The sequence below is a fragment of the Flavobacterium sp. LM5 genome (assembly GCF_002017945.1).
Lineage (GTDB): Bacteria > Bacteroidota > Bacteroidia > Flavobacteriales > Flavobacteriaceae > Flavobacterium > Flavobacterium succinicans.
Genome location: NZ_MUFX01000002.1, coordinates 127,318 through 148,582, shown reverse-complemented (window position 1 = coordinate 148,582; position 21,265 = coordinate 127,318). Strand labels below are relative to the sequence as shown.

At 35.4% G+C, this 21,265-nt stretch carries 16 protein-coding genes and 2 pseudogenes; 9 read left to right on the top strand and 9 right to left on the bottom strand.

Annotated elements, in window-relative coordinates; translation table 11 throughout:
• Positions 1-2: 2 nt before the first annotated feature.
• Together BXU11_RS09055 and BXU11_RS09050 are read left to right on the top strand one after the other, a co-directional pair.
• Positions 3-3,320, top strand: a complete 3,318-nt coding sequence (locus tag BXU11_RS09055) for an Ig-like domain-containing protein (protein WP_078212302.1) — start codon at positions 3-5, stop codon at positions 3,318-3,320.
• A gap of 46 nt (positions 3,321-3,366) precedes the next feature.
• Positions 3,367-3,597 (top strand): annotated as a pseudogene (locus BXU11_RS09050) (hypothetical protein); the annotation flags it as partial.
• 72 nt (positions 3,598-3,669) lie between these two features.
• Here the strand turns inward: BXU11_RS09050 and lgt are convergent.
• From lgt to BXU11_RS09020, 6 genes are all read right to left on the bottom strand, one after another.
• Positions 3,670-4,620: a prolipoprotein diacylglyceryl transferase gene (lgt, locus tag BXU11_RS09045; RefSeq protein ID WP_078212301.1), complete on the bottom strand. Its 951-nt coding sequence runs from the start codon at positions 4,618-4,620 to the stop codon at positions 3,670-3,672.
• 65 nt (positions 4,621-4,685) lie between these two features.
• A complete protein-coding gene (gene yidD / locus BXU11_RS09040; RefSeq protein ID WP_078212300.1) occupies positions 4,686-4,928 on the bottom strand; it encodes a membrane protein insertion efficiency factor YidD in 243 nt (80 codons plus the stop codon).
• Positions 4,929-5,157: 229 nt separating this feature from the next.
• Entirely contained in the window at positions 5,158-6,636 is a 1,479-nt protein-coding gene (cysS, locus tag BXU11_RS09035) for a cysteine--tRNA ligase (protein ID WP_078212299.1), read from the bottom strand.
• A 51-nt stretch (positions 6,637-6,687) separates the two neighbouring features.
• Positions 6,688-7,077, bottom strand: a complete 390-nt coding sequence (locus tag BXU11_RS09030) for a four helix bundle protein (protein WP_078212298.1) — start codon at positions 7,075-7,077, stop codon at positions 6,688-6,690.
• Positions 7,078-7,113: 36 nt separating this feature from the next.
• Entirely contained in the window at positions 7,114-7,785 is a 672-nt protein-coding gene (gene folE / locus BXU11_RS09025; RefSeq protein WP_078212297.1) for a GTP cyclohydrolase I FolE, read from the bottom strand.
• Between the two features lie 163 nt (positions 7,786-7,948).
• Positions 7,949-9,148 carry a pyridoxal phosphate-dependent aminotransferase gene (locus BXU11_RS09020; RefSeq protein WP_024980169.1) on the bottom strand — a complete coding sequence of 400 codons (1,200 nt, stop codon included), beginning with the start codon at positions 9,146-9,148 and terminating at the stop codon, positions 7,949-7,951.
• 125 nt (positions 9,149-9,273) lie between these two features.
• Here BXU11_RS09020 and BXU11_RS09015 point away from each other — a divergent pair, with 125 nt between their 5' ends.
• A complete protein-coding gene (locus tag BXU11_RS09015; RefSeq protein WP_078212296.1) occupies positions 9,274-10,605 on the top strand; it encodes a retropepsin-like aspartic protease in 1,332 nt (443 codons plus the stop codon).
• Between the two features lie 19 nt (positions 10,606-10,624).
• Here BXU11_RS09015 and BXU11_RS09010 read toward each other — a convergent pair whose 3' ends face one another.
• Entirely contained in the window at positions 10,625-11,008 is a 384-nt protein-coding gene (locus tag BXU11_RS09010; RefSeq protein ID WP_078212295.1) for a DUF1573 domain-containing protein, read from the bottom strand.
• Positions 11,009-11,227: 219 nt separating this feature from the next.
• Here BXU11_RS09010 and BXU11_RS09005 point away from each other — a divergent pair, with 219 nt between their 5' ends.
• Positions 11,228-13,861 (top strand): valine--tRNA ligase, encoded by a 2,634-nt coding sequence (locus BXU11_RS09005; protein ID WP_078212294.1) that lies wholly within the window; start codon positions 11,228-11,230, stop codon positions 13,859-13,861.
• A gap of 165 nt (positions 13,862-14,026) precedes the next feature.
• Here the strand turns inward: BXU11_RS09005 and BXU11_RS09000 are convergent, their stop codons facing one another.
• Positions 14,027-14,461 (bottom strand): Rrf2 family transcriptional regulator, encoded by a 435-nt coding sequence (locus BXU11_RS09000; protein WP_024980165.1) that lies wholly within the window; start codon positions 14,459-14,461, stop codon positions 14,027-14,029.
• Between the two features lie 312 nt (positions 14,462-14,773).
• Positions 14,774-15,499, bottom strand: coding sequence for an iron-sulfur cluster repair di-iron protein (gene ric / locus BXU11_RS08995; protein WP_078212293.1), 726 nt, complete (start codon positions 15,497-15,499; stop codon positions 14,774-14,776).
• A 204-nt stretch (positions 15,500-15,703) separates the two neighbouring features.
• Between ric and nrfH the strand changes: the two genes are divergently transcribed.
• The 5 genes and pseudogenes from nrfH to BXU11_RS08970 all read left to right on the top strand — a co-directional run bounded on the left by nrfH (position 15,704) and on the right by BXU11_RS08970 (position 21,237).
• Positions 15,704-16,306, top strand: a complete 603-nt coding sequence (nrfH, locus tag BXU11_RS08990) for a cytochrome c nitrite reductase small subunit (RefSeq protein WP_024980163.1) — start codon at positions 15,704-15,706, stop codon at positions 16,304-16,306.
• A 16-nt stretch (positions 16,307-16,322) separates the two neighbouring features.
• The gene (nrfA, locus tag BXU11_RS08985; RefSeq protein ID WP_139225536.1) at positions 16,323-17,825 is read left to right on the top strand and encodes an ammonia-forming cytochrome c nitrite reductase; all 1,503 of its coding nucleotides are present in this window, start codon (positions 16,323-16,325) and stop codon (positions 17,823-17,825) included.
• Complete coding sequence (locus BXU11_RS08980; protein ID WP_024980162.1) at positions 17,815-19,050, top strand: cytochrome c biogenesis protein ResB; 1,236 nt, start codon at positions 17,815-17,817, stop codon at positions 19,048-19,050. Before nrfA ends, BXU11_RS08980 begins: the two co-directional genes overlap by 11 nt.
• A 61-nt stretch (positions 19,051-19,111) precedes the next feature.
• Positions 19,112-19,827 (top strand): annotated as a pseudogene (ccsA, locus tag BXU11_RS08975) (cytochrome c biogenesis protein CcsA).
• 141 nt (positions 19,828-19,968) lie between these two features.
• Positions 19,969-21,237 carry an alginate export family protein gene (locus BXU11_RS08970; RefSeq protein ID WP_078212292.1) on the top strand — a complete coding sequence of 423 codons (1,269 nt, stop codon included), beginning with the start codon at positions 19,969-19,971 and terminating at the stop codon, positions 21,235-21,237.
• Positions 21,238-21,265 lie beyond the last annotated feature (28 nt).

Here is a 21,265-nt window from a genome sequence, read left to right as displayed (position 1 = left end):
CAATGAAATGTAAACTATTTTTCTTACTGGTCTTCGTCAATTTAGTGCCATCAACATTATTTGCTCAAAATACGCTTTCCTTTCAAGCTGTTGAAGTGGGAACTGGTTCTGATTTTGAGATAAGCATTTCATTGCAAAATCAAGATAATATTGCTGCTTTGCAATTTGACCTGAATTACAATGCAACTGCAATTGAATTATTGAGCGGTCATGTTTTAACTAGTATGGCCCCTAACCATTCCCTTTCCGTAAGCAAACCGTCGCCTGGAATAATACGAGTTATCATTTATTCGGCATCCAACGCAGTCTTAAATCAGAGCTTAGGTCAATTGGTGCATCTTAAAATGAAATCCAAAACGGTAGCGGGTACTTTTAATTGTAGTTTCAGTAATGTAATTGGGTCCTCTCCACTAGGGGCTGCGATTCCTATCACAGGTAGCAATCAAAATGTTGTAGTAAAAGGCCCGATGCTCAGCCTTTTGAGCAACAGTATAGATTTTGGTAAAACTCCAATTGGGAGTACTCCAACACGCCAAATTTCGATTCAAAACACCGGCAATCTCCCTTTGGTACTTAGCGGAAATTCCTCGATTGCACCTTTTGCTGTTCTTGATACGTATCCTGTTAGCATAAGTCCAAACGAAACCAAAAAACTAACAGTTGGGTTAAATACCGCTACCAAAATAAATACCACGTTGCATCTTGGGTTTCAAAATAATGACCCAGATCCGATCAGAAACATACAAACTATTGCCTTAAGTTCAACAGTTTATGCTGTTAATGAAATTCATATTGGTAACGGCAGTGGCACTATTAATACCGAAATTGAGATTCCTGTTTATGTCAATAATATGGAAGCTTTTAATGGTTTTCAATTAGACGTCTTGCTTCCCGCTGATATCGCCTATGTGAATAATTCTGTTATACAATCCTCACGGTTTAATGGTCATAGTATTAGTGCTTCTGTTGTAAATGGGAATACCTTGCGGTTTATCGCATTTTCAAGTTCAAACAAAGAGTTCAATGGAAACAATGGCGAATTGTTTCGATTCAAATTAAAACCCGCGGTATCGTCTGGGATTTATAATTTGAGTATTTCCAACCCGATACTTACCAGTACCACATTGGGTAATATTGTGTCGGATGCATTCAATGGTTCTATACAAATTAGCGCATCAAATCTAAGTTTAAGCACTAATTCCATCTCTTACGGAAATATTCCTATTACAGAATCAAGAACAACTGATGTGACTTTATATAATACAGGTTCTTCGCTTCTGATTATAGATTCGATCGTAACCTCTTCTAGCCAAATGGTCATTAGCACGCCTTTGCCAATTGAGATTTTACCCGGTGCAAGTAAAATGGTGGAGCTCAAATATAAGCCAACGAATAATGGTTCTTTTTCTGAAACAATTTCTTTTAGATATAACGGTCCCGATTTACAAAAAATAGTAAATGTTCAGGCTTCTGTTTTTTCTCCTAATTATGTAATGATTCAAAACCAAGTGGGGATTAAAAATCAATTGAATAATTTTTCAATCCTACTCAAGAATAATGATGCCGTAAGAGCTGTACAGTTTGACGTTGAACTTCCTTCTGGTTTTATCTTACAATCCTCAAATCTCACAACTACAGCGAGGTCAGCAGGTTTTAATGTGTCGGCTTCATTATTAAGTGGAAATAAATATAGGATTTTGTTATATAGTTTCTCTAGTGCATCTATAAGTGCAGGTAGTGAATCAATATTAAACTTCCCTGTGTTTTTAAATGCTAATCTCAGTTCCAGGAATTATTTTTTTGTTTATTCCAACGTTATTTTAAGTAACACTTCAAATCAAAATATCGCTAGTATAGCATTAGAGGAAGGGAAAATAACACTCAATGACGCGCCAATAGCGGTTGCCGATCAAATCGCAGTTGCCGAAGCAGGCACAGTAACTACTCTTGTTGGAGGTGCAACTAGTGTGTTGACCAATGATACCGATGCCGAAAACAATCTACTTAGTGCGGTCTTGGTATCAGGTGTAAGCAACGGTACTTTGACTTTGAACAGCAACGGTACATTCAATTATGTACACAATGGTTCTGAAACAACTTCAGACAGTTTTACTTATCAAGCAAATGATGGAAATTTAAATAGCAACACAGTTACAGTTAGCATAACAGTTAGTCCAGTGAATGATGCTCCAATAGCAATTGCCGATCAAATCACAGTAGCCGAAGCAGGTGCAGCAACTACACTAGTTGGAGGTGCAGCTAGTGTGTTGACCAACGATACCGATGCAGAAAACAATCCACTTAGTGCTGTCTTGGTATCAGGTGTAAGCAATGGAACTTTGACTTTGAACAGTAACGGAACTTTTACTTATGTTCACAACGGTTCTGAAACAACTTCGGATAGTTTTACTTATCAAGCAAATGATGGAAAATTAAATAGCAACACAATTACAGTTACTATTACAGTTAGCCCAGCGAATGATGCTCCAATAGCGGTTGCCGATCAAATCAAAGTGGTTGAAGCAGGCACAGCAACTACTCTTGTTGGAGGTGCAATTAGTGTTTTGGCCAATGATACCGATGCCGAAAACAATCCACTTGGTGCGGTCTTGGTATCTGGTGTAAGCAATGGAACTTTGACTTTGAAAAGTAACGGAACTTTTACTTATGTTCACAACGGTTCTGAAACAACTTCGGATAGTTTTACTTATCAAGCAAATGATGGAAAATTAAATAGCAACACAATTACAGTTACTATTACAGTTAGCCCAGCGAATGATGCTCCAATAGCGGTTGCCGATCAAATCACAGTGGTTGAAGCAGGCACAGCAACTACTCTTGTTGGAGGTGCAATTAGTGTTTTGGCCAACGATACCGATGCCGAAAACAATCCACTTGGTGCGGTCTTGGTATCTGGTGTAAGCAATGGAACTTTGACTTTGAACAGTAACGGAACTTTTACTTATGTTCACAACGGTTCTGAAACAACTTCGGATAGTTTTACTTATCAAGCAAATGATGGATACAGGAATAGTAATGTTGTGATAGTGTCAATTTCAATTACAAAAAATCTATCAACAGATTCCTATGAAAAAACAATCGAAGTCGTAGCGCATCCAAATCCAACAAGAGATATTGTTGAAATCGCAATACCTGAAGAATTGGTTTTGGAAAAAATTGAATTGTATAATAGTTCAGGGGAATTGGTAGGGCGATATAGTACAAATGTAATTCCGTTTCAAAGTTTTGCTGCTGGAAATTATTTTTTAAGAATATTTACATCGAAAGGGAGTATTTCAAAAAAAATAATTAAGATATAACTATTGTCGTTTTCTGAAAGTAGTTAAATAAATAGTGACAATGCCAAAAGTAATTCGAGCTACCGAAGAAGAAAAGCAATACCAAATCACTATGTTGAATAATTTGCAAAAAGCCAATGTAGATTTGGTTGCACAACATTTGAAAACCTTACAGGAAGCAGCTATTAAGAATGAAAATATCTTCGATCATTTGATGGAAGCGACAAAAGTCTGCTCTTTAGGGCAAATTACCGCTTCTTTGTTTGAAGTAGGAGGGCAATACAGAAGAAATATGTAATGGTACTCAATAAAGTAAAAAAAGGCTATCAGTGTTTGCTGAAAGCCTTTTTTATGTAATAATAGGTTTTTTTTAATCCTCTTTCTTGGCTTTAATCACAAAAAACAAACCAACGACAATAAACGGAATACTTAACCATTGTCCTGTTGATAATATGTTGCCTAGATTACTTTCAAAACCGCCTTGACTTTCCTTAACCGATTCTACAATAATACGAACGGTAAATAAAAGTATTAGAAATAAGCCAAATAAAAACCCTGGTTTTTTACTAGCATCTGTTTTCCAATACAAGAAAAACAGAATGGCAAAAACAAAGATATAACCAAAAGCTTCATACAATTGTGTAGGGTGTTTTGCTGGTACTTGTGCTAGTATATCCGCAAATTTTGGGTCGGTAGCAATAGCAGTATAGGCTTCATTTGGATTGGCAATTCCAGTAGCATTCACCACCTCTCTTGGGCTGAATTGGTCTCTCAAAAAGCGAATACCAAAAGAAGATGTAGTTTCTTGACCAATGATTTCTGAGTTGAAAAAGTTACCCAAACGCACAAAAATAGCTCCACTAGCCACAGGAATCACCACACGATCCAAAATCCATAATTGTGGGCGTTTCAAAATATTTTTGCTGTAAAAATACATGGCAATCACAATAGAAATAGCAGCACCATGACTTGCTAATCCTGTAAAACCAGTAAACTCCCAGCCACTAATAAACCCTAATAAATTTCCGTTAGCATTTTCTCGAATCGGAAGGGCAATTTCCATCAAATGATTGCGATAGTATTCCCAATCATAAAAGAACACATGCCCCAATCGTGCCCCAGCTAAAGTAGCCAATACGGTCCATATAAAAAGCGAATCTAGTTTTTCGATCGATTCTCCTTCGCGTTCAAAAATATGTTTCATCAGGTACCAACCCAATCCAAAAGCCACTACAAACATGAGGCTGTAGTAACGAATCATGAAAAAGCCCAAATCAATTCCTTCAGTTGGATTCCAAACAAGGTGCAAAGCGTGTGTCATTATGTTTTTTGTTTTTCGTAAAAATAAAAATTTAATATGATAAAAATGTCAAATATTTATTACTATTAGTGTTTGCATTTTTTTTCGGGCACGGGATCATAGCCCTTTCCACCCCACGGATGGCAACTCAAAATCCGTTTGATACCTAAGTAACCGCCATAAAAAAAACCATGAGTCTGCAAGGCCTCAATCATATAGCTTGAGCAAGTCGGTTCGTAACGACAGGCCGCAGGTGTAAAAGGGGAAATGGCTCCTTGATAAAACCGAACCAAAACAATCAGCGGATAAGTAAGTATTCGATTCAACATACATTCAGATTTAAAAAAATAGAAAAATAAGCAGTTTTAGGAGCAGCAAACAAAGGGAGTTTCTGTAAGCATGGGTCCCGCTGTCCGTTATATCTTCGCCTTTTTTGTTAAAAAGGCAAAGGATGCCACTCCCATCGGGGCTAAGGACTAAGATGTTTTTTGTTCACGCAGCATTCAAATTGCTAACACCACACCTCTCACTGTTCACTTTTCACCTCTCACTTTTGCATTATAAACTAAAAGTAGTTCCTTCTTTTCCGTCTTTTAACTGAATGCCTAGCGCCAATAATTGGTCTCTAATTTGGTCCGAAAGCGCAAAGTTTTTGTTTTCTCTGGCTTGCTTTCTCATGTCAATCAATAACTGAATGGTGCCTTCTAATTTATCGTTACTGCTATCTGAAATTTTTTCATTTTCAAGACCTAAAACCTCAAATACAAAAGCTTCTATAGCGGTTGTAAATGAAGCCAAATCTTCTGCTGTTATGGTTTCCTTGCCGTCTTTGATGACATTAATATAACGAACGCCTTCAAATAAATGCGCAATCAAAATTGGTGTATTGAAATCATCATTCATCGCGTCATAACACAATTGTTTCCAATCTCCGATTGCAATAGACGACTGAGCGCTTGTAGGCAAGTCTTTCAATAACGAAAGAGCTTCCATTAATCGTTTGTATCCTTTTTCGGCAGCCACAATAGCATCATCCGAAAAATCAAGAATACTTCTATAATGCGCCTGTAACATAAAGAAACGCGTCACTGAAGCAGAAAACGGTTTGCTCAAAATAGTATTGTCTCCGGTCAAAATCTCTCCTGGCAAAATATTATTTCCAGTCGATTTTGCCATTTTCTTACCATTCAAAGTAAGCATGTTGGCGTGCATCCAATAATTTACAGGCGTGTGGCCTGTGCACGCTTCATTTTGAGCAATTTCACATTCGTGATGTGGGAATTTCAAATCCATTCCACCACCGTGAATGTCAAAATGATTGCCCAAGTATTTTGTACTCATAGCAGTACATTCTAGGTGCCATCCTGGGAATCCATCACTCCAAGGCGAAGGCCAACGCATAATATGTTGAGGCTCTGCTTTTTTCCATAAAGCAAAATCTTGAGGATTTCGTTTGTCGGATTGACCGTCTAAATCTCGAGTATTAGCCAACATATCTTCGATGTTTCTACCACTCAAAATACCATAATGATGGTCTTTGTTATATTTTACCACATCAAAATAAATAGATCCATTGGCTTCATAAGCAAAATCGTTGTCTATTATTTTCTTGATAATTTCAATTTGCTCAATAATATGTCCAGTAGCTGTAGGTTCAATACTTGGAGGTAAAAAATTAAAAGCACTCAAAATACGATGAAAATCAACAGTATAACGTTGGACCACTTCCATCGGTTCCAATTGTTCTAATCTCGCTTTTTTAGCAATTTTATCTTCTCCTTCATCTACATCATCTACAATATGACCTACATCGGTAATGTTACGCACATAGCGAACTTTGTATTCCAAATGCAATAAATACCTGAAGATTACATCAAATGACATAAAAGTTCTCACGTTGCCCAAGTGAACATTACTGTAAACTGTGGGACCACAAACATACATTCCTACATTTCCTTCGTGAACGGGTACAAATGGTTCTTTTTCTCCAGATAGAGAATTGTATATTTTGAGGGGTTGATTACTATATAAAGGCATTTTTGTTTATTGTTTATCGTTTATTGTTTATTGTTTGTTGTGTAGATTGAATTATTTGAATTTGAGACCTTTCATCTCACAATTATTTAAATAGTTCATCATTGCACCGATTTTGTTATTTTCTAATTCAACTATTTCATTCAATTTGAAATGCTGTTCTTTCGTGATTAGATTTTTGTCAAAAGCTCTGTAGGATTGTGATTTTACTTCCCCAGCAGAACCTTTTGCAATACTTAAAAATTGAATAAACTCTCGATTGCCGTTTCGCTCAAAACCTTCGGCAATATTATCCATTATTGACCCTGAACTTCTATCGATTTGGTTTCTCAGTGAATAATTAGTTTTTAAGTTGGTGTTTTGAATGAGAAATTCAACAAGCTGGCAAATTTCTCGTGCCAAACTCCAAATTTCTAAATCTTCAAATTTTTGAATTTTTCCAATCAGAACTATGAACTAAGAACAACAAACCATAAACTCTTAGAATTTCGTTTCTAGTTTAATGTAATCCAAGAATTCTCTTCTGGTTTGAGCTTCTTTGAATTTTCCACCAAATTCTGAGGTAACCGTACTACTTTCGATATCTTTTATTCCTCTAGAATTCACGCAAAGATGTTTGGCGTCAATTACACAAGCAACATCTTCGGTACCTAAAGCTGTTTGTAATTCTTGTACAATTTGCATGGTCAAACGCTCTTGTACTTGCGGTCTTTTGGCATAGTATTCAACGATGCGATTCATTTTGGATAAGCCAATTACTGTTCCATTTGAAATGTAAGCCACGTGAGCTCTTCCTATAATGGGTAATAAATGATGCTCGCAGGTGGAGTACAAGGTGATGTTTTTTTCTACTAACATTTCACCATACTTGTAGTTGTTGTCGAAAGTAGAAGCTTTTGGTTTTTTATTTGGATTTAAACCGCCAAAAATTTCTTTCACAAACATTTTTGCTACACGATTTGGGGTGCCTTTTAAGCTGTCGTCTGTTAAATCCATGCCTAAGGTAAGCAACATATTTTCGACGTCTTTTTTGATACGTTCTATTTTTTCTTCATCCGAAATGGAAAAGGCATCGTCTCTAACTGGGTTTTTTGCACTAGTGCTAATATGGTTGTTTCCAATCTCGTCGTGGAATTCTTCGTTATTTATCATTAAAAAGTACTATTTATAGGTCTATTTTTTTTAGAGGGTAAAGATAAATAATAAATAACAACAAATTCAATCAGAATATCGAATTAATTGATTTGTTTATTACGCTATTTTATTGGCTTTAATAAGATAATGTACGTACAAAATAGCGTAATAAATTTTAATCTTAGGCTGTAATTTCTTGGTATTGCTGCAAGCCTTCTTTTAAGATGTGAATGGCTTTTGTTAAATCCTTTTTGTTCAAAACGTAAGCAATACGTATTTGGTTGAGTCCCATGCCTGGTGTGGAGTAAAAACCTGCAGCTGGAGCGACCATTACCGTTTCGCCATTCAATTGATAGCTTTCTAATAGCCATTGTGCAAAATGATCGGTATTGGCAATGGGTAATTGTGCAATGCAATAAAAAGCGCCTTTTGGTGCTGTGACTTGTATACCTTCTATTTTTTGTAGTTCTTCAATGACTGTATTACGTCTTTCTCTGTATTCATTAATGACCTCTTCAAAGTAAGCTAAAGGGACATCGATGGCGGCTTCACAGGCAATTTGCTCCACAGTTGGCGGACTCAATCGTGCTTGTGCAAACTTCATCGAAGCGGCAATTACTTCTTTGTTTTTCGTTACCATACATCCAATTCGAGCGCCGCACATGCTGTATCTTTTAGAAACCGAATCGATCATGATAACATTCTGTTCTAAACCTTTGAGATTCATCACCGAGTAATGGGTGTCACCATCATAAATGAATTCACGGTACACTTCGTCAGCAATCAAGAATAAATCGTGTTTTTTGACTAAAGCGCCTAACTGCTCGATTTCTTCTTTTGAATACAGATATCCAGTTGGGTTATTGGGATTACAAATTAAGATCGCTTTGGTTTTATCCGAAATTAATTTTTCGAATTCAGAAATAGGAGGTAAAGCAAAACCTGTTTCGATGGTTGAATTTACAGGAACGACTTTAGCGTCAGAAGCCGCTGAAAACGCACTGTAATTAGCATAGAAAGGTTCTGGGATAATTACTTCATCATCTGGATCCATAATACTGCCCAAGGCAAATAGCAAAGCTTCTGAACCTCCTGTGGTAACAATTATATCTTCGTAATCTACTGCAACATTTTGGTTGGTGTAAAAAGTAACTAGTTTTTTTCTATAACTTTCATAGCCTGCTGATGGGCTGTATTCTAATAAATCTAAATCAATATTTTTTATAGCATCAATGGCAATTTGTGGACTCTTAATGTCTGGTTGTCCAATGTTTAGATGGTATACTTTTAGTCCTTTTTTCTTAGCGGATTCGGAATAGGGAGCCAATTTTCGAATTGGTGACTCTGGCATTTGTCTGCCTCTGTTGGATATATTTGGCATTTTGTAATGATTGAGGTGCAAATTTGCAATTTTTTTCTAAAATAAATGATTTAAATCACTCAATTATATATCAAAATCCAAAAAATATGTTGCATTTTTTGTAATATTACACAAACCCATTTCAAATGAAAGTTAAATTCTTCTTAGTCTTTTTTTTAATTCAGTATGTTCCTTTTCAGGCTCAAGAAGGTTTTCGTTTTCTCTCCAATCCAACTAAAACGGAAGTCCCATTTCAATTGATCAATAATCTTATTTTTATTACTATGGAGGTCAATGGTATTCCCTTAAATTTTTTATTAGATAGTGGGGTTGAAGAAACTATTTTGTTTAGTCTTGATGAAAAAAAAGAATTGAATTTATACAATGTTGAAAAAGTTTTACTTCGAGGGTTGGGCAGTGAGGAATCTGTAGAGGGTTTGAAATCTACCAATAATAATTTGTTTGTTAATGGTTTGGTAGCAAATAAACAGTTGTTTTATATTATTTTAGATCAAAAATTCAATTTATCCTCTCATATCGGTATTCCAGTTAACGGTATTATCGGTGCTCCATTTTTTAGGAATAATTTAGTTGAAATTAACTACATTAAGAAGAAATTAGTAATTACTAAACCTTCCGCTAAATACCTACAAAAACTAGAGAAAAAATTCACTAAAATTCCTATTACTATTGAAAATGCTAAACCTTACTTGACCGCAAAATTAAAAATCGATAGTATTGTTAAGGAAGCAAAAATGCTAATTGATATTGGTAATAGTGATGCGATTTGGGTTTTTCAAAATCCGACTGTAGGAATAAAAGTGCCAACGAAGCATTTTGACGATTTTTTGGGTAAAGGATTTAGTGGTGATATAGAAGGCAAACGAGCTAAGATTAATGAGGTTCAATTGGCTAATTTTAATTTCAAAACACCGGTTGTAGCTTTTCCCGACTCAAGTTCCTTAAAGCATGTACGAATGGTTCCGAATAGAGTGGGATCTGTAGGGGCCGAAATTTTTAGAAGGTTCAAAGTAGTTTTTGACTATCAAAATCAAAACATCTATTTGAAAAAAAATCACACTTTTAAATCGCATTTTAAATACAATAGAAGTGGAATCGAAATTGAACAAAATGGTTTGCGATGGGTGCAAGAATACATAAAGCTTGAAAACAATCAGCTCGTGTCGTATGCCAATAGCGGACAGCAAATAGCTAAAAGTTTCAATGATTTTCAGTATAAATTTGAATTAAAACCCAATTATTTTATTTCAAATATTCGAAAAAAATCGGCAGCAGAAAAGAAAGGATTACTAGTGGGTGACGAGATTCTTTCAATTGATGGCGTATCGGTTTACAAATATACATTGCAAAAAGTGTTAAGTCTCTTTATGGTAGAGGAAGATAAGCAAATCACGATTGTTGTGCTGCGAGAAGGAAAAGAGTTAAAGTTCACTTTTAAACTTGAAAATGAACTTTAACCTTTTTTACTTATGATTTTTAGATGACTTCGCCTTTTATTTTCAAGGCTACTCGTCCATTTTCTTGATTCACAGCATTAGTTTCAACAGTGATGGTTTTTCTAATTGGACCTACAGCCATGTTGTATTTTACTTGTATTTTACCAGACTGTCCTGGCTGAATTGCAGCGTTAGGTTTACTCAAAATATTGCATTCTTTTGTAGAAAAGATATTGATGATTTCTAGTGGAGCATCGCCTGTATTTTTAAATTCAAAAGTACGAATACCGTTATCTGCGTTTTTATTGACTTTACCGTAATCGATAGTATTATCTGGTGCGGAAAATTCTATTTTAGGACTATTTTGTCCAAAGCTTGTCATTGAAATAAACAAGATCGCTATGATGGTAAGGAGATTTTTCATGTTGTTTACTTTAGTTGGGCAGAGTAAATATAGTTTCTTTTAATTAAGACACAAATTATTAAATCGTTTTTTATACTCTACTTTATTAATTACTTTTGTCCACAATATACAACAAACATTGAACCAGAAATTAATTTGTAATTTGTAAGTATCTTATGGCTTGTAAATCAAGAACTAAGAAGTTTTGCAAACGTTAATAAAAAAATAGATCCCTTTAAAATGAATATTCCTGCACAATTTGACGCTAAAACTATTGAAACGAAATGGTACGACTATTGGATGAAAAACAAGTATTTTCATTCAAAACCAGATCACAGAACGCCTTATTCTATTGTAATCCCACCTCCAAATGTTACGGGAGTTTTACATATGGGGCATATGTTGAATAATACGATTCAAGATGTGTTAATCCGAAGAGCTCGTTTGAAAGGTTTTAACGCTTGTTGGGTGCCAGGAACGGACCACGCATCGATTGCAACTGAAGCAAAAGTAGTGGCTAAATTAAAATCAGAAGGCATCAATAAAGCCGATTTGACGCGTGAAGAATTTTTGAAACACGCCTACGATTGGACAGATAAATATGGTGGAACCATTTTAGAACAATTGAAACAATTAGGTTGCTCTTGTGATTGGGATAGAACCAAATTCACAATGGATCAAGATATGTCGGCTTCTGTTATCAAATCTTTTGTGGATTTGTATAACAAAGGAATGATTTACCGCGGCTACCGAATGGTAAATTGGGATCCTGAGGCTAAAACTACATTATCTGATGAAGAAGTAATTTACGAAGAACAACAAGGAAAGTTATTTTTTCTAAAATACAAAATTGAAGGGTCGGAAGATTTCTTGACGGTAGCGACTACGCGTCCTGAAACGATTTTTGGAGATACTGCAATTTGTATCAATCCAAATGATGAACGTTTTACCCATTTAAAAGGAAAGAAAGCGATTGTACCAATTTGTGGCCGTGTGATTCCAATTATCCAGGATGAGTATGTAGATGTGGAGTTTGGTACTGGTTGTTTGAAAGTGACACCAGCACACGATATGAATGACAAAACCTTGGGTGAGAAGCATAATTTAGAGATTGTCGACATATTCAATGAAGATGCGACTTTAAATAGTTTTGGTTTACATTACCAAGGCAAAGATCGTTTTGTAGTTCGTACCGAAATTGCTCAGGAATTAGAGTCAATTGGTGCTTTGGCTAAAACCGAGATTCATTTAAATAAAGTAGGAACCTCTGAAAGAACTAAGGCCGTAATCGAACCAAGATTGTCAGATCAATGGTTCTTGAAAATGGATGATTTAGTAAAACCAGCGATTCAATCTGTTTTAGTTGATGGCGAAATTAAATTGCACCCAGCACGTTTTAATAATACCTATGCGCATTGGTTGAACAATATTCGCGATTGGAATATTTCTCGTCAATTGTGGTGGGGACAACAAATTCCTGCCTATTTCTATGGTGATGGTAAAGAAGATTTTGTAGTAGCTGAAAATATTGAAGAGGCTTTAGCCTTAGCCAAAGAAAAAACTTCTAACTCCTCACTTCTAACTTCTGACCTTCGTCAGGATCCTGATGCTCTTGATACTTGGTTTTCTTCTTGGTTATGGCCAATGTCTGTTTTTGGTGGAATCATGGATCCTGAAAACGAAGATTTTAAATACTATTACCCAACCAATGATTTGGTTACAGGGCCAGACATTTTATTTTTCTGGGTAGCTAGAATGATTATTGCAGGATATGAATATGCTGGTGAAAAACCATTTACGAATGTGTATTTAACAGGTTTGGTTCGTGATAAACAACGTCGCAAAATGTCTAAGTCTTTGGGGAATTCACCAGAGCCATTGGAATTAATTGAAAAGTTTGGGGCCGATGGTGTTCGTGTAGGATTGCTTTTGAGTGCTTCTGCTGGAAACGACATTATGTTCGATGAAGAATTATGCAATCAAGGAAAAGGTTTTTCTAACAAAATTTGGAACGCTTTCAAATTGATCAAAGGTTGGGAAGTTTCTGAAACGATTCCACAACCCGAATCTTCAAAAGTTGCCATTGAATGGTACGAAGCGAAGTTGCAACAAGCCTTAGCTGAGATTGAAGATAATTTTGAAAAATATAGAATTTCAGATGCTTTGATGGGAATTTATAAATTGGTTTGGGATGATTTCTGTTCTTGGTTCTTAGAAATGATCAAACCTGCTTATCAACAACCAATTGATAAAGCTACGTTTGATAAAGCCATCGAAATGTTAGAAAACAATATGAAATTGTTGCATCCATTTATGCCTTTCCTAACAGAGGAAATTTGGCATTTAATCGCGGATAGAACCAAAGAAGAGGCTTTAATTGTTTCGACTTGGCCAGAAATTAAACCATTTAATTCGGCATTGATAGCTGATTTTGAAAATACAATCGAAGTAATTTCTGGAATTAGAACCATTCGTAAAGATAAGAACATTCCGTTTAAAGATACTATCGAATTGAAAGTGGTGAACAATGATAAAGCTTCTACTTATTTCGATGCAATAGTAACTAAATTGGGGAATATAACTTCATTAGAATATGTTTCAGAAAAAGTGGATGGCGCTTTGTCTTTCCGTGTAAAATCCAACGAATATTTTATTCCGATTACTGGAAATATTGATGTAGCAGCAGAAATTGCTAAATTGACAGAGGAATTAAACTATACCAAAGGCTTTTTGAAATCGGTTCAAGGAAAATTAGCGAATGAAAAATTTGTGGCTGGTGCACCTGAGAAAGTAATTGAAATGGAACGTAAAAAAGAGGCCGATGCCTTAGCCAAAATTGCCACTATTGAGCAAAGTTTGGCGGGATTAAAATAATCTTTGGTTTTTAGTCATACAACAAAAATCCCATCTCAGTATTTTGAGATGGGATTTTTGTTGTATATACGAATGTGTCAGACTTTACTTTTGTAAAGAGTGATTTTTGACTGAAAGGGAGTTAATTATTGCTTTCCGTAAAAATATTTCTGAAAATAGTATTGATTAATATCTCAAAAAAGTATCCCCAGATTTTAATCCTAAAGCCAATTCTTCTAAGGTGGTAGTTTCTAACATTTCACTCAATCCGTTGCGAATGGCTTTGAATTTGTCATGAATAGGGCAGGGGTGCTCTTCGGAACAATCGGATAAACCTAATCCGCATCCGGTAAAAACACGATCACCTTCTAGTGCATTCACAAGCTGGGATATCTTTATTTTCGAAATACGATCCAGAGGAATTTCAAATCCTCCTCCAACGCCTTTATTGGAATCGATTAATTTATTTTTGGTTAAAATTTGCATGATTTTGGCGGTAAACGCCTCGGGAGAATCAATTTTTTTGGCTACTTCTTTTAATCCTACTCTTTTATTTTGATAAGATTCGGAAGCAATAAAAATTGCCGCTCGAATGCCGTATTCACAGGTTTTTGAAAACATACTTATAATTTTAGTGTCACTGAGTCAATGCCATAATATGGTAGATTTTTAGAAAAAAACACACATTTAGTCAGCTAGTAAAAATCGTGCTGTATTATGTGTACACAATAGTTGTGTTTCTGCAAATTTATTTAAATTAATCTAGATTGTTTTGAGCTTTTATCGCAAAATAGATTATTATTTTATTGATAATTATTGCTGGCTACGTAAAAAAATAATACAAACTGAAAAACAAAAGTTTATAGAAAACACAAAACCCTAAATGCAAAAAAATGTATTTATCGCATTTAGGGTATTTTTAAAATAATTCAACTAGGCTACAAATTTTTTCTCAAGTTCAGCAGCAGCTGGAAATAAAATATTGTTTTCAAGGTGGATGTGTTTGTGAAGATCCTGTTCAAATTCCTGAAGCATGGCAAAGGTTACTTTAAAAGTATTGCAAGCATAGGAAGGAGGCGTGTAATTGTTGGTCAATTCAGCAATTTTTCTAAAGCGATCGCCTTCGTTTTCATGCTCATGCATCATCATGGCAATTGGATTTTCCACGGTTCCAAAATGGGGTTGTTCCAATAATTGATCAGTTAAAGTAGCATTGACCATTTTCTTAATGAAAGGAAATAAGACCAATTCTTCTTTTTTCATATGTTGTGCCATATCTGCAGCGCAACCCAAGAATAGGGTATTAATTTCTAATAATTCAGGATGACTAGGTCCATGAACTTTACATAATTTATCTAAAAAAGGAAGCAATACATTGGTCTTTTCAACTACAAAAAGGTGATGCGTCTTTTCAATATAATCGGCTAATAAATCCAAAGGCCAAGATTTGAAATCAATTGTCGTATCGGTTGTGTTGGCTAGAACAGCTTCGATTTCATTTATTATAGTTTGGCTATCAGCCCCTTTTTTTTCGCTGGCTTCTGCTATAGTTCTGTTGCCTTTACAGCAAAAATCGATTCCGTATTTAGAGAATACTGCAGCGGTCCTAAAATCTTTTGCTACAAATTCTCCTATGGTAGTAGTGTTTGTTGTGTTCATACTATTTGAATTAAAATTGGGTACAAAGGTACTTATTTTTCAATAAAAGACAAATTTATCTTTAATTGAAATTTTCAAGTGTTAATTAATTACAAATAGCTACTAAATTTTTATTAAAATGATAATTATCATAAAAAGACAAAAATGTCTTTAATATTTTTGTTTATAATAAAGTAATAATTAGAATTCAAACGACTAACAAAAATGAAAGCACGATGGATTAGAAGAATGTATCCGCCACCAGAATGGCGCCCTGCAGTATTGTTGCTAATAGGGATTATTCTTGGTTTGGGATTGTACATGCTAAAAATTGGTAACGTGGCGTCCTATGCCTCTGATGATCCAAAGGCTTGTATTAATTGTCATGTTATGAATACAGAATATGCTACTTGGATGGTGTCTTCTCATGCCAAAAAAGCAACTTGTAATGATTGTCATGTACCTCACGACAATGTTTTTAATAAATATTTCTTTAAAGCGAAAGATGGTTTGTATCATGCCTTTGTGTTCACCACCCGAACGGAACCCGAAGCCATAATCATGCACGAACCCGGTCAAAAAGTAGTAAAAGAAAATTGTATTCGTTGTCACGATAGACAATTAAAAAATCCAAAACAATCTAGCCTAATGGCAGATTATGATGTACATAGAACCGACAGAAAATGTTGGGATTGTCATAGAGAAATGCCTCACGGTAGAACCAAAAGTTTGTCAACCTCCTCCATGCTCGGAAAAAAAACAACCGAAGAGGATGATAAAATGCCAGAATGGTTAGCAAAACAATTAGAAGAGAAAAATAAAAAATAAATAAATAGCACTTAAAATGGATCCAATCAAAAAAAGAAACATAAGAAATTGGTCGTTTCTTATCGGTACAATCCTAATCGTATTTGTATTAGGAATTTTAGCCTCATCAATCATCGAACGAAAATATGAATCTCGATTTGCAGGCTTAGAAAAAAAGGATATCCACGAAAATGACCCTCGTAATGCAGTGTGGGGTGAACAATTTCCGCAGCAATACGAAACCTATATGGCTACACAAGACACTTCATTTAGAAGTATGTATAACGGTAGTGCCATGATTGATGAATTGGCCGAAAACCCAAAATTAGTGATTTTATGGGCGGGTTATGCTTTCGCAAAAGATTATACACAAGGTCGTGGTCATGCCTATGCGATCAAAGATATTCGAAATACGCTACGTACCGGCAATTTGTATCCAAACGATACGACCAAAGGGATGCCAGGAACTTGTTGGACCTGTAAAAGTCCTGATGTGCCTCGTATTATGGCCGAAAGAGGAGTAGCTGAATTCTATAAAACTTCTTTTGAAAAATTAGGACCAGAAATTGTAAATCCAATTGGTTGTGCGGATTGTCATGATGCGAAAACCATGAATTTGACCATTACTCGTCCTGCTTTGATCGAAGCGTATGCCAAACAAGGAAAGGATATTAAAAAAGCTACGCATAACGAAATGAGATCGTTGGTTTGTGCGCAATGCCACGTTGAATACTACTTTGATAAAAAAACAGTAGAGAATCCAAAAGTTCCTTATCTGACTTTCCCATGGGAAAAAGGAATGACGGCAGAAGCGATTGAGAAATATTTTGATGAAAAAGGCTTTGAAGACTGGGTACACCCAATAAGTAAAGCCAAAATGATTAAAGCGCAACACCCGGATTACGAAACCTTCACTACAGGTATTCATGCCAAAAAAGGGGTTTCTTGTGCAGATTGTCACATGCCTTATAAAACAGAAGGAGGAACCAAATTTACCGATCACCACTTACAATCTCCTTTAAACAATGTTCAAAATTCTTGTCAGGTTTGTCATAGAGACGATGCCAATTCTTTGATTGACGATGTGTACACCCGTCAAAAAAGTATTAAGGAAAATGTAACTTCTTTGGAAGAAAATTTAGTAAAAGCACATATTGAAGCAGGTCAAGCATGGAAATTAGGAGCTAAAGAGGCTCAAATGAAAGATATCTTGATGGATATTCGTCACGCACAATGGCGTTGGGATTATGCTACAGCTGGTCACGGTGCATCTTTTCATGCTCCAGTTGAAATTGGTCGAACTGTTTCCTCTGGTTTAGCTATAGCCATCGATGCTCGTGTAAAACTAGCGAGAGTTTTGGCTGCTTTAGGTCAAAAAACGCCAGTACCAATGCCTGATATTTCTACAAAAGCTAAAGCTCAAGAATACTTAGGGTTGAACATGAAAAAATTGCATGCCGACAAAGAAAAATGGAAAAAAGAAGTATTGCCAACTTGGGATGCTAAGGCAAAGGAAAGAGAAAGTAAGTATGGAAAATAAAACTAGAAATGAGACATCATGGGGGTATAGAGAGTCCATCATTGTGGGTGTTACGCTATTCCTTTTGGGGGTTGTTTTGCAAATAGTACTCGGCAACAGTCTTGAGTTACGTTTGGAATGGCCTTTTAACATGATCTCTTTTGTGATTCATATCGTGTTTTGCACCATGAGTTTTGTTCTTTTTAAAAGTTCAAAACTCATCAGGTGGATCACTCGTGTGCCCGCTTCAATGGTAGCTATTGTGATGGTATTGCTATTGACAATGCTAATAGGAACTGTACCTCAAATTCCTGAAAACGAGCCAAGTTTTGTTACCCTTTTGGGATTAAATAAAATCACACAAACTTGGTATTTCTTACTTTTAGTTTTCTTTTTTTCTACCGCTTTGTTAATGGTTAGTATCAAAAGAATCAGTTTGGGAATTCGTTCTAATTTAGGTTTTTTGGCCAATCATTTGGGGCTGTATATAGCTTTAAATGCTGGGATTTTTGGTTCGAGCGATTTGATTCGTTATACCATGGAGCTCAAAGAGGGTAAGATCTCTTGGGTGGCTAATGACGAGAATAATAAAGCTGTTGTCATGCCGATTGCTGTGGTTTTGGAAGATTTTGTAATGGAAGAATTTGCACCCAAATTAGCTCTGATCAACCAAAAGGGAGAACTGATCAAAGAGAAAGGTAAAAATTTGATTTTAGTCAAAAAAGGTGTCAAGGCCCAACTAGAAAATAATTATGAAGTTGAAGTTGTCGACTATATTCCTGATGCCGTCCGCTTTGAATCTATGTACCGTTCCGTAAATCAAGAAGGCGCTACTCCAGCGGTATATGTTAAAGTGGTTAATAAAAGTAGCGGTTTTAAAAGTGAGGGTTGGTTAGCCTCGGGGTCTTTTTTGTACGATCAACAATCTTTGAATTTAGATCAACATCAATATTTGGTTTTAACGAAACCGGAGCCTAAAAAATTCAGTTCAAAAATAAAAGTGTTCACCGTTGACAAGGAAGAATATTCGGCTGTGGTAGAAGTAAACAAGCCTTTTGAGGTCATGGGTTGGAAAATGTATCAATTGAGTTATGATGATCGATTTGGAAAATACTCAACCACATCAACTATTGAGTTGGTAAAAGACCCTTGGTTGCCTGTAGTATACACAGGAGTCTTTATGATGATTGCTGGAGCAATTTATCTCTTTTTTATTGGCAATGTAAAATCTAAAAAAAATGATTGATTATAATTCATTTTATTATGTCAGTGGAGTATTATGGTTGTTGTCCATAGTATTCTTACTGTTGTCGTTTAAAAACTCGAATACTTTTTTAAAAGTAGGTTTGGTTTTTAATGCCATGGCAATACTAGTTATTATTGGTTTTGTAGTTTATTTATGGCAGATGTTAGACCGTCCACCCATGAGAACTTTGGGTGAAACCCGATTGTGGTACGCTTTATTTTTGCCCATTATCGGAACCGTTTTTTATCTGAGATGGAAATACATTTGGATATTATTTTACACTATTCTTATGGCATTTTTGTTTCTTACTTTAAACTATTTTAATCCTGATATGTACTCCCAAACGTTAATGCCAGCGTTGCAAAGTCCATGGTTTGTACCTCATGTTATAGTGTATTTGTTTTCTTATGCTGCGCTTGGTGTTTCTTGTCTTGTTGCCATTAAAGAAATTCTAAAACCATCCAGTAATAGCCTTCAAATGGCTGATAATTTGGTGTACATAGGCACTGCTTTCTTAACTTTAGGATTGTTATTTGGGGCGTTATGGGCCAAAGAAGCTTGGGGCATTATTGGACTTGGGATCCAAAAGAAACTTGGGCCTTTTTAACCTGGATCGGTTATATTCTTTACATTCATTATCGATTCTACCATCCAAGAGAAGATAAAAAAGCCATGTATTTATTGGCATCTGCCTTTTTGATCTTGTTAATCTGTTGGTTTGGAGTGAATTATTTGCCTACTGCACAGAATAGTGTGCATACTTACACTAATTCTTAAATTAAGCCTGTTTTTGATTTAATTATTAAAAACTTACAAAGCTTATAAATATTTTTAATAAATTTAACATAAAATGATTTTTATCATAATAAAAGATAAATATGTCTTTTATTTTTGAACAGTAAATTAAATACATTTAAAATGAATACTCTAAAAAAGTTTTTCCTTGTCGCGATAATCGGTTGTAGTCATCATGTTTTTTCGCAAGAGTTTGATGTTGATCTTCAGTTACGACCTCGATTTGAATTCAGAAATGGTTTTAAAAGTCCTCTTTTAGATTCGGAAGATGCCACTTCGTTTATCTCGCAACGCTCTCGTGTTAATTTCTCTTTTCATCAAGATAAATTAACAACCAAATTAAGCGTTCAAGACATTCGTACTTGGGGAGATGCTGCCACAACTGCCACTGCTGGTAAAAACGGTTTGGCTGTTTTTGAAGCTTGGGCAAAATATACTTTCAATGACAATTGGTCGACCCGATTAGGACGACAAGTACTTTCGTATGACAATGAAAGAATTATGGGAGGTATTGATTGGTTGCAACAAGGACAAAGTCATGATGCGGCATTAATCAGTTATAAAAAAGGTAAAAGCCAACTCGATTTAGGGTTTGCTCTAAACGCTAATGCGGAGAATTTGGTAGAGCCTAAAACGCCTTATACCACCAATTACAAATCGATGCAATATGCATGGTTTCATAATAACTGGTCAAAAATCAACATGAGTTTGTTGTTTTTAAATACAGGGTATGAATTTCAAAAAAATCCAAACGAATTAGAAGTAGATTACAAGCAAACCTTTGGGACCTATCTTACTTATAAAGAAAACAAGTGGGATGCTAATTTAGGATTGTACGCGCAAACTGGACAAAGTGCAGGCAAACAATTGAGTGCTTGGTATGCTTCAGGTTTTGTAAATTATGCTATAGCGGATGGTTTTTCAACAGGATTAGGGTATGAATTTCTTTCAGGTAAAGATCAAAATGATACCGATGCTAAGCTGAAATCATTTACACCATTGTTTGGTACCAACCATGCTTTTAATGGTTTGATGGATTATTTTTATGTAGGAAATCACCAAAATAATGTAGGTTTACAAGATGCTTATTTGAAATTGAATTATAAAAATAAGCAATGGCAATTTACTTTAGTACCTCATATATTTAATGCGCCTAGTAAAGTATTCGATGCTCAAGGCAAAAAAATGGATAGCTATTTAGGGACAGAAATTGACTTTACCGCCTCTTATGCCTTGCAAAAAGACATCGTTTTAAGTGGTGGTTTTTCACAAATATTCACCTCATCTACTTTAGAGCGAGTTAAAAATGTTACCAATGCTGCCGATGCCAACAACTGGGCTTGGGTAATGGTTTCTTTCAGTCCAAAATTATTTAGTACAAATAACAAATAGGTCTAAAGTGTTGATGTTTAGGTTTTTT

Excerpts from the sequence above, each read along its gene's own strand:
- folE (WP_078212297.1), bottom strand. The coding sequence starts at position 7,785 with ATGATAAATAACGAAGAATTCCACGACGAGATTGGAAACAACCATATT.
- BXU11_RS09005 (WP_078212294.1), top strand. The coding sequence starts at position 11,228 with ATGAATATTCCTGCACAATTTGACGCTAAAACTATTGAAACGAAATGG.
- cysS (WP_078212299.1), bottom strand. The coding sequence starts at position 6,636 with ATGCCTTTATATAGTAATCAACCCCTCAAAATATACAATTCTCTATCT.
- lgt (WP_078212301.1), bottom strand. The coding sequence starts at position 4,620 with ATGACACACGCTTTGCACCTTGTTTGGAATCCAACTGAAGGAATTGAT.
- BXU11_RS09015 (WP_078212296.1), top strand. The coding sequence starts at position 9,274 with ATGAAAGTTAAATTCTTCTTAGTCTTTTTTTTAATTCAGTATGTTCCT.
- nrfA (WP_139225536.1), top strand. The coding sequence starts at position 16,323 with ATGGATCCAATCAAAAAAAGAAACATAAGAAATTGGTCGTTTCTTATC.
- BXU11_RS09000 (WP_024980165.1), bottom strand. The coding sequence starts at position 14,461 with ATGTTTTCAAAAACCTGTGAATACGGCATTCGAGCGGCAATTTTTATT.
- BXU11_RS09020 (WP_024980169.1), bottom strand. The coding sequence starts at position 9,148 with ATGCCAAATATATCCAACAGAGGCAGACAAATGCCAGAGTCACCAATT.
- BXU11_RS09010 (WP_078212295.1), bottom strand. The coding sequence starts at position 11,008 with ATGAAAAATCTCCTTACCATCATAGCGATCTTGTTTATTTCAATGACA.
- BXU11_RS09055 (WP_078212302.1), top strand. The coding sequence starts at position 3 with ATGAAATGTAAACTATTTTTCTTACTGGTCTTCGTCAATTTAGTGCCA.
- BXU11_RS08970 (WP_078212292.1), top strand. The coding sequence starts at position 19,969 with ATGAATACTCTAAAAAAGTTTTTCCTTGTCGCGATAATCGGTTGTAGT.
- BXU11_RS08980 (WP_024980162.1), top strand. The coding sequence starts at position 17,815 with ATGGAAAATAAAACTAGAAATGAGACATCATGGGGGTATAGAGAGTCC.
- yidD (WP_078212300.1), bottom strand. The coding sequence starts at position 4,928 with ATGTTGAATCGAATACTTACTTATCCGCTGATTGTTTTGGTTCGGTTT.
- nrfH (WP_024980163.1), top strand. The coding sequence starts at position 15,704 with ATGAAAGCACGATGGATTAGAAGAATGTATCCGCCACCAGAATGGCGC.
- ric (WP_078212293.1), bottom strand. The coding sequence starts at position 15,499 with ATGAACACAACAAACACTACTACCATAGGAGAATTTGTAGCAAAAGAT.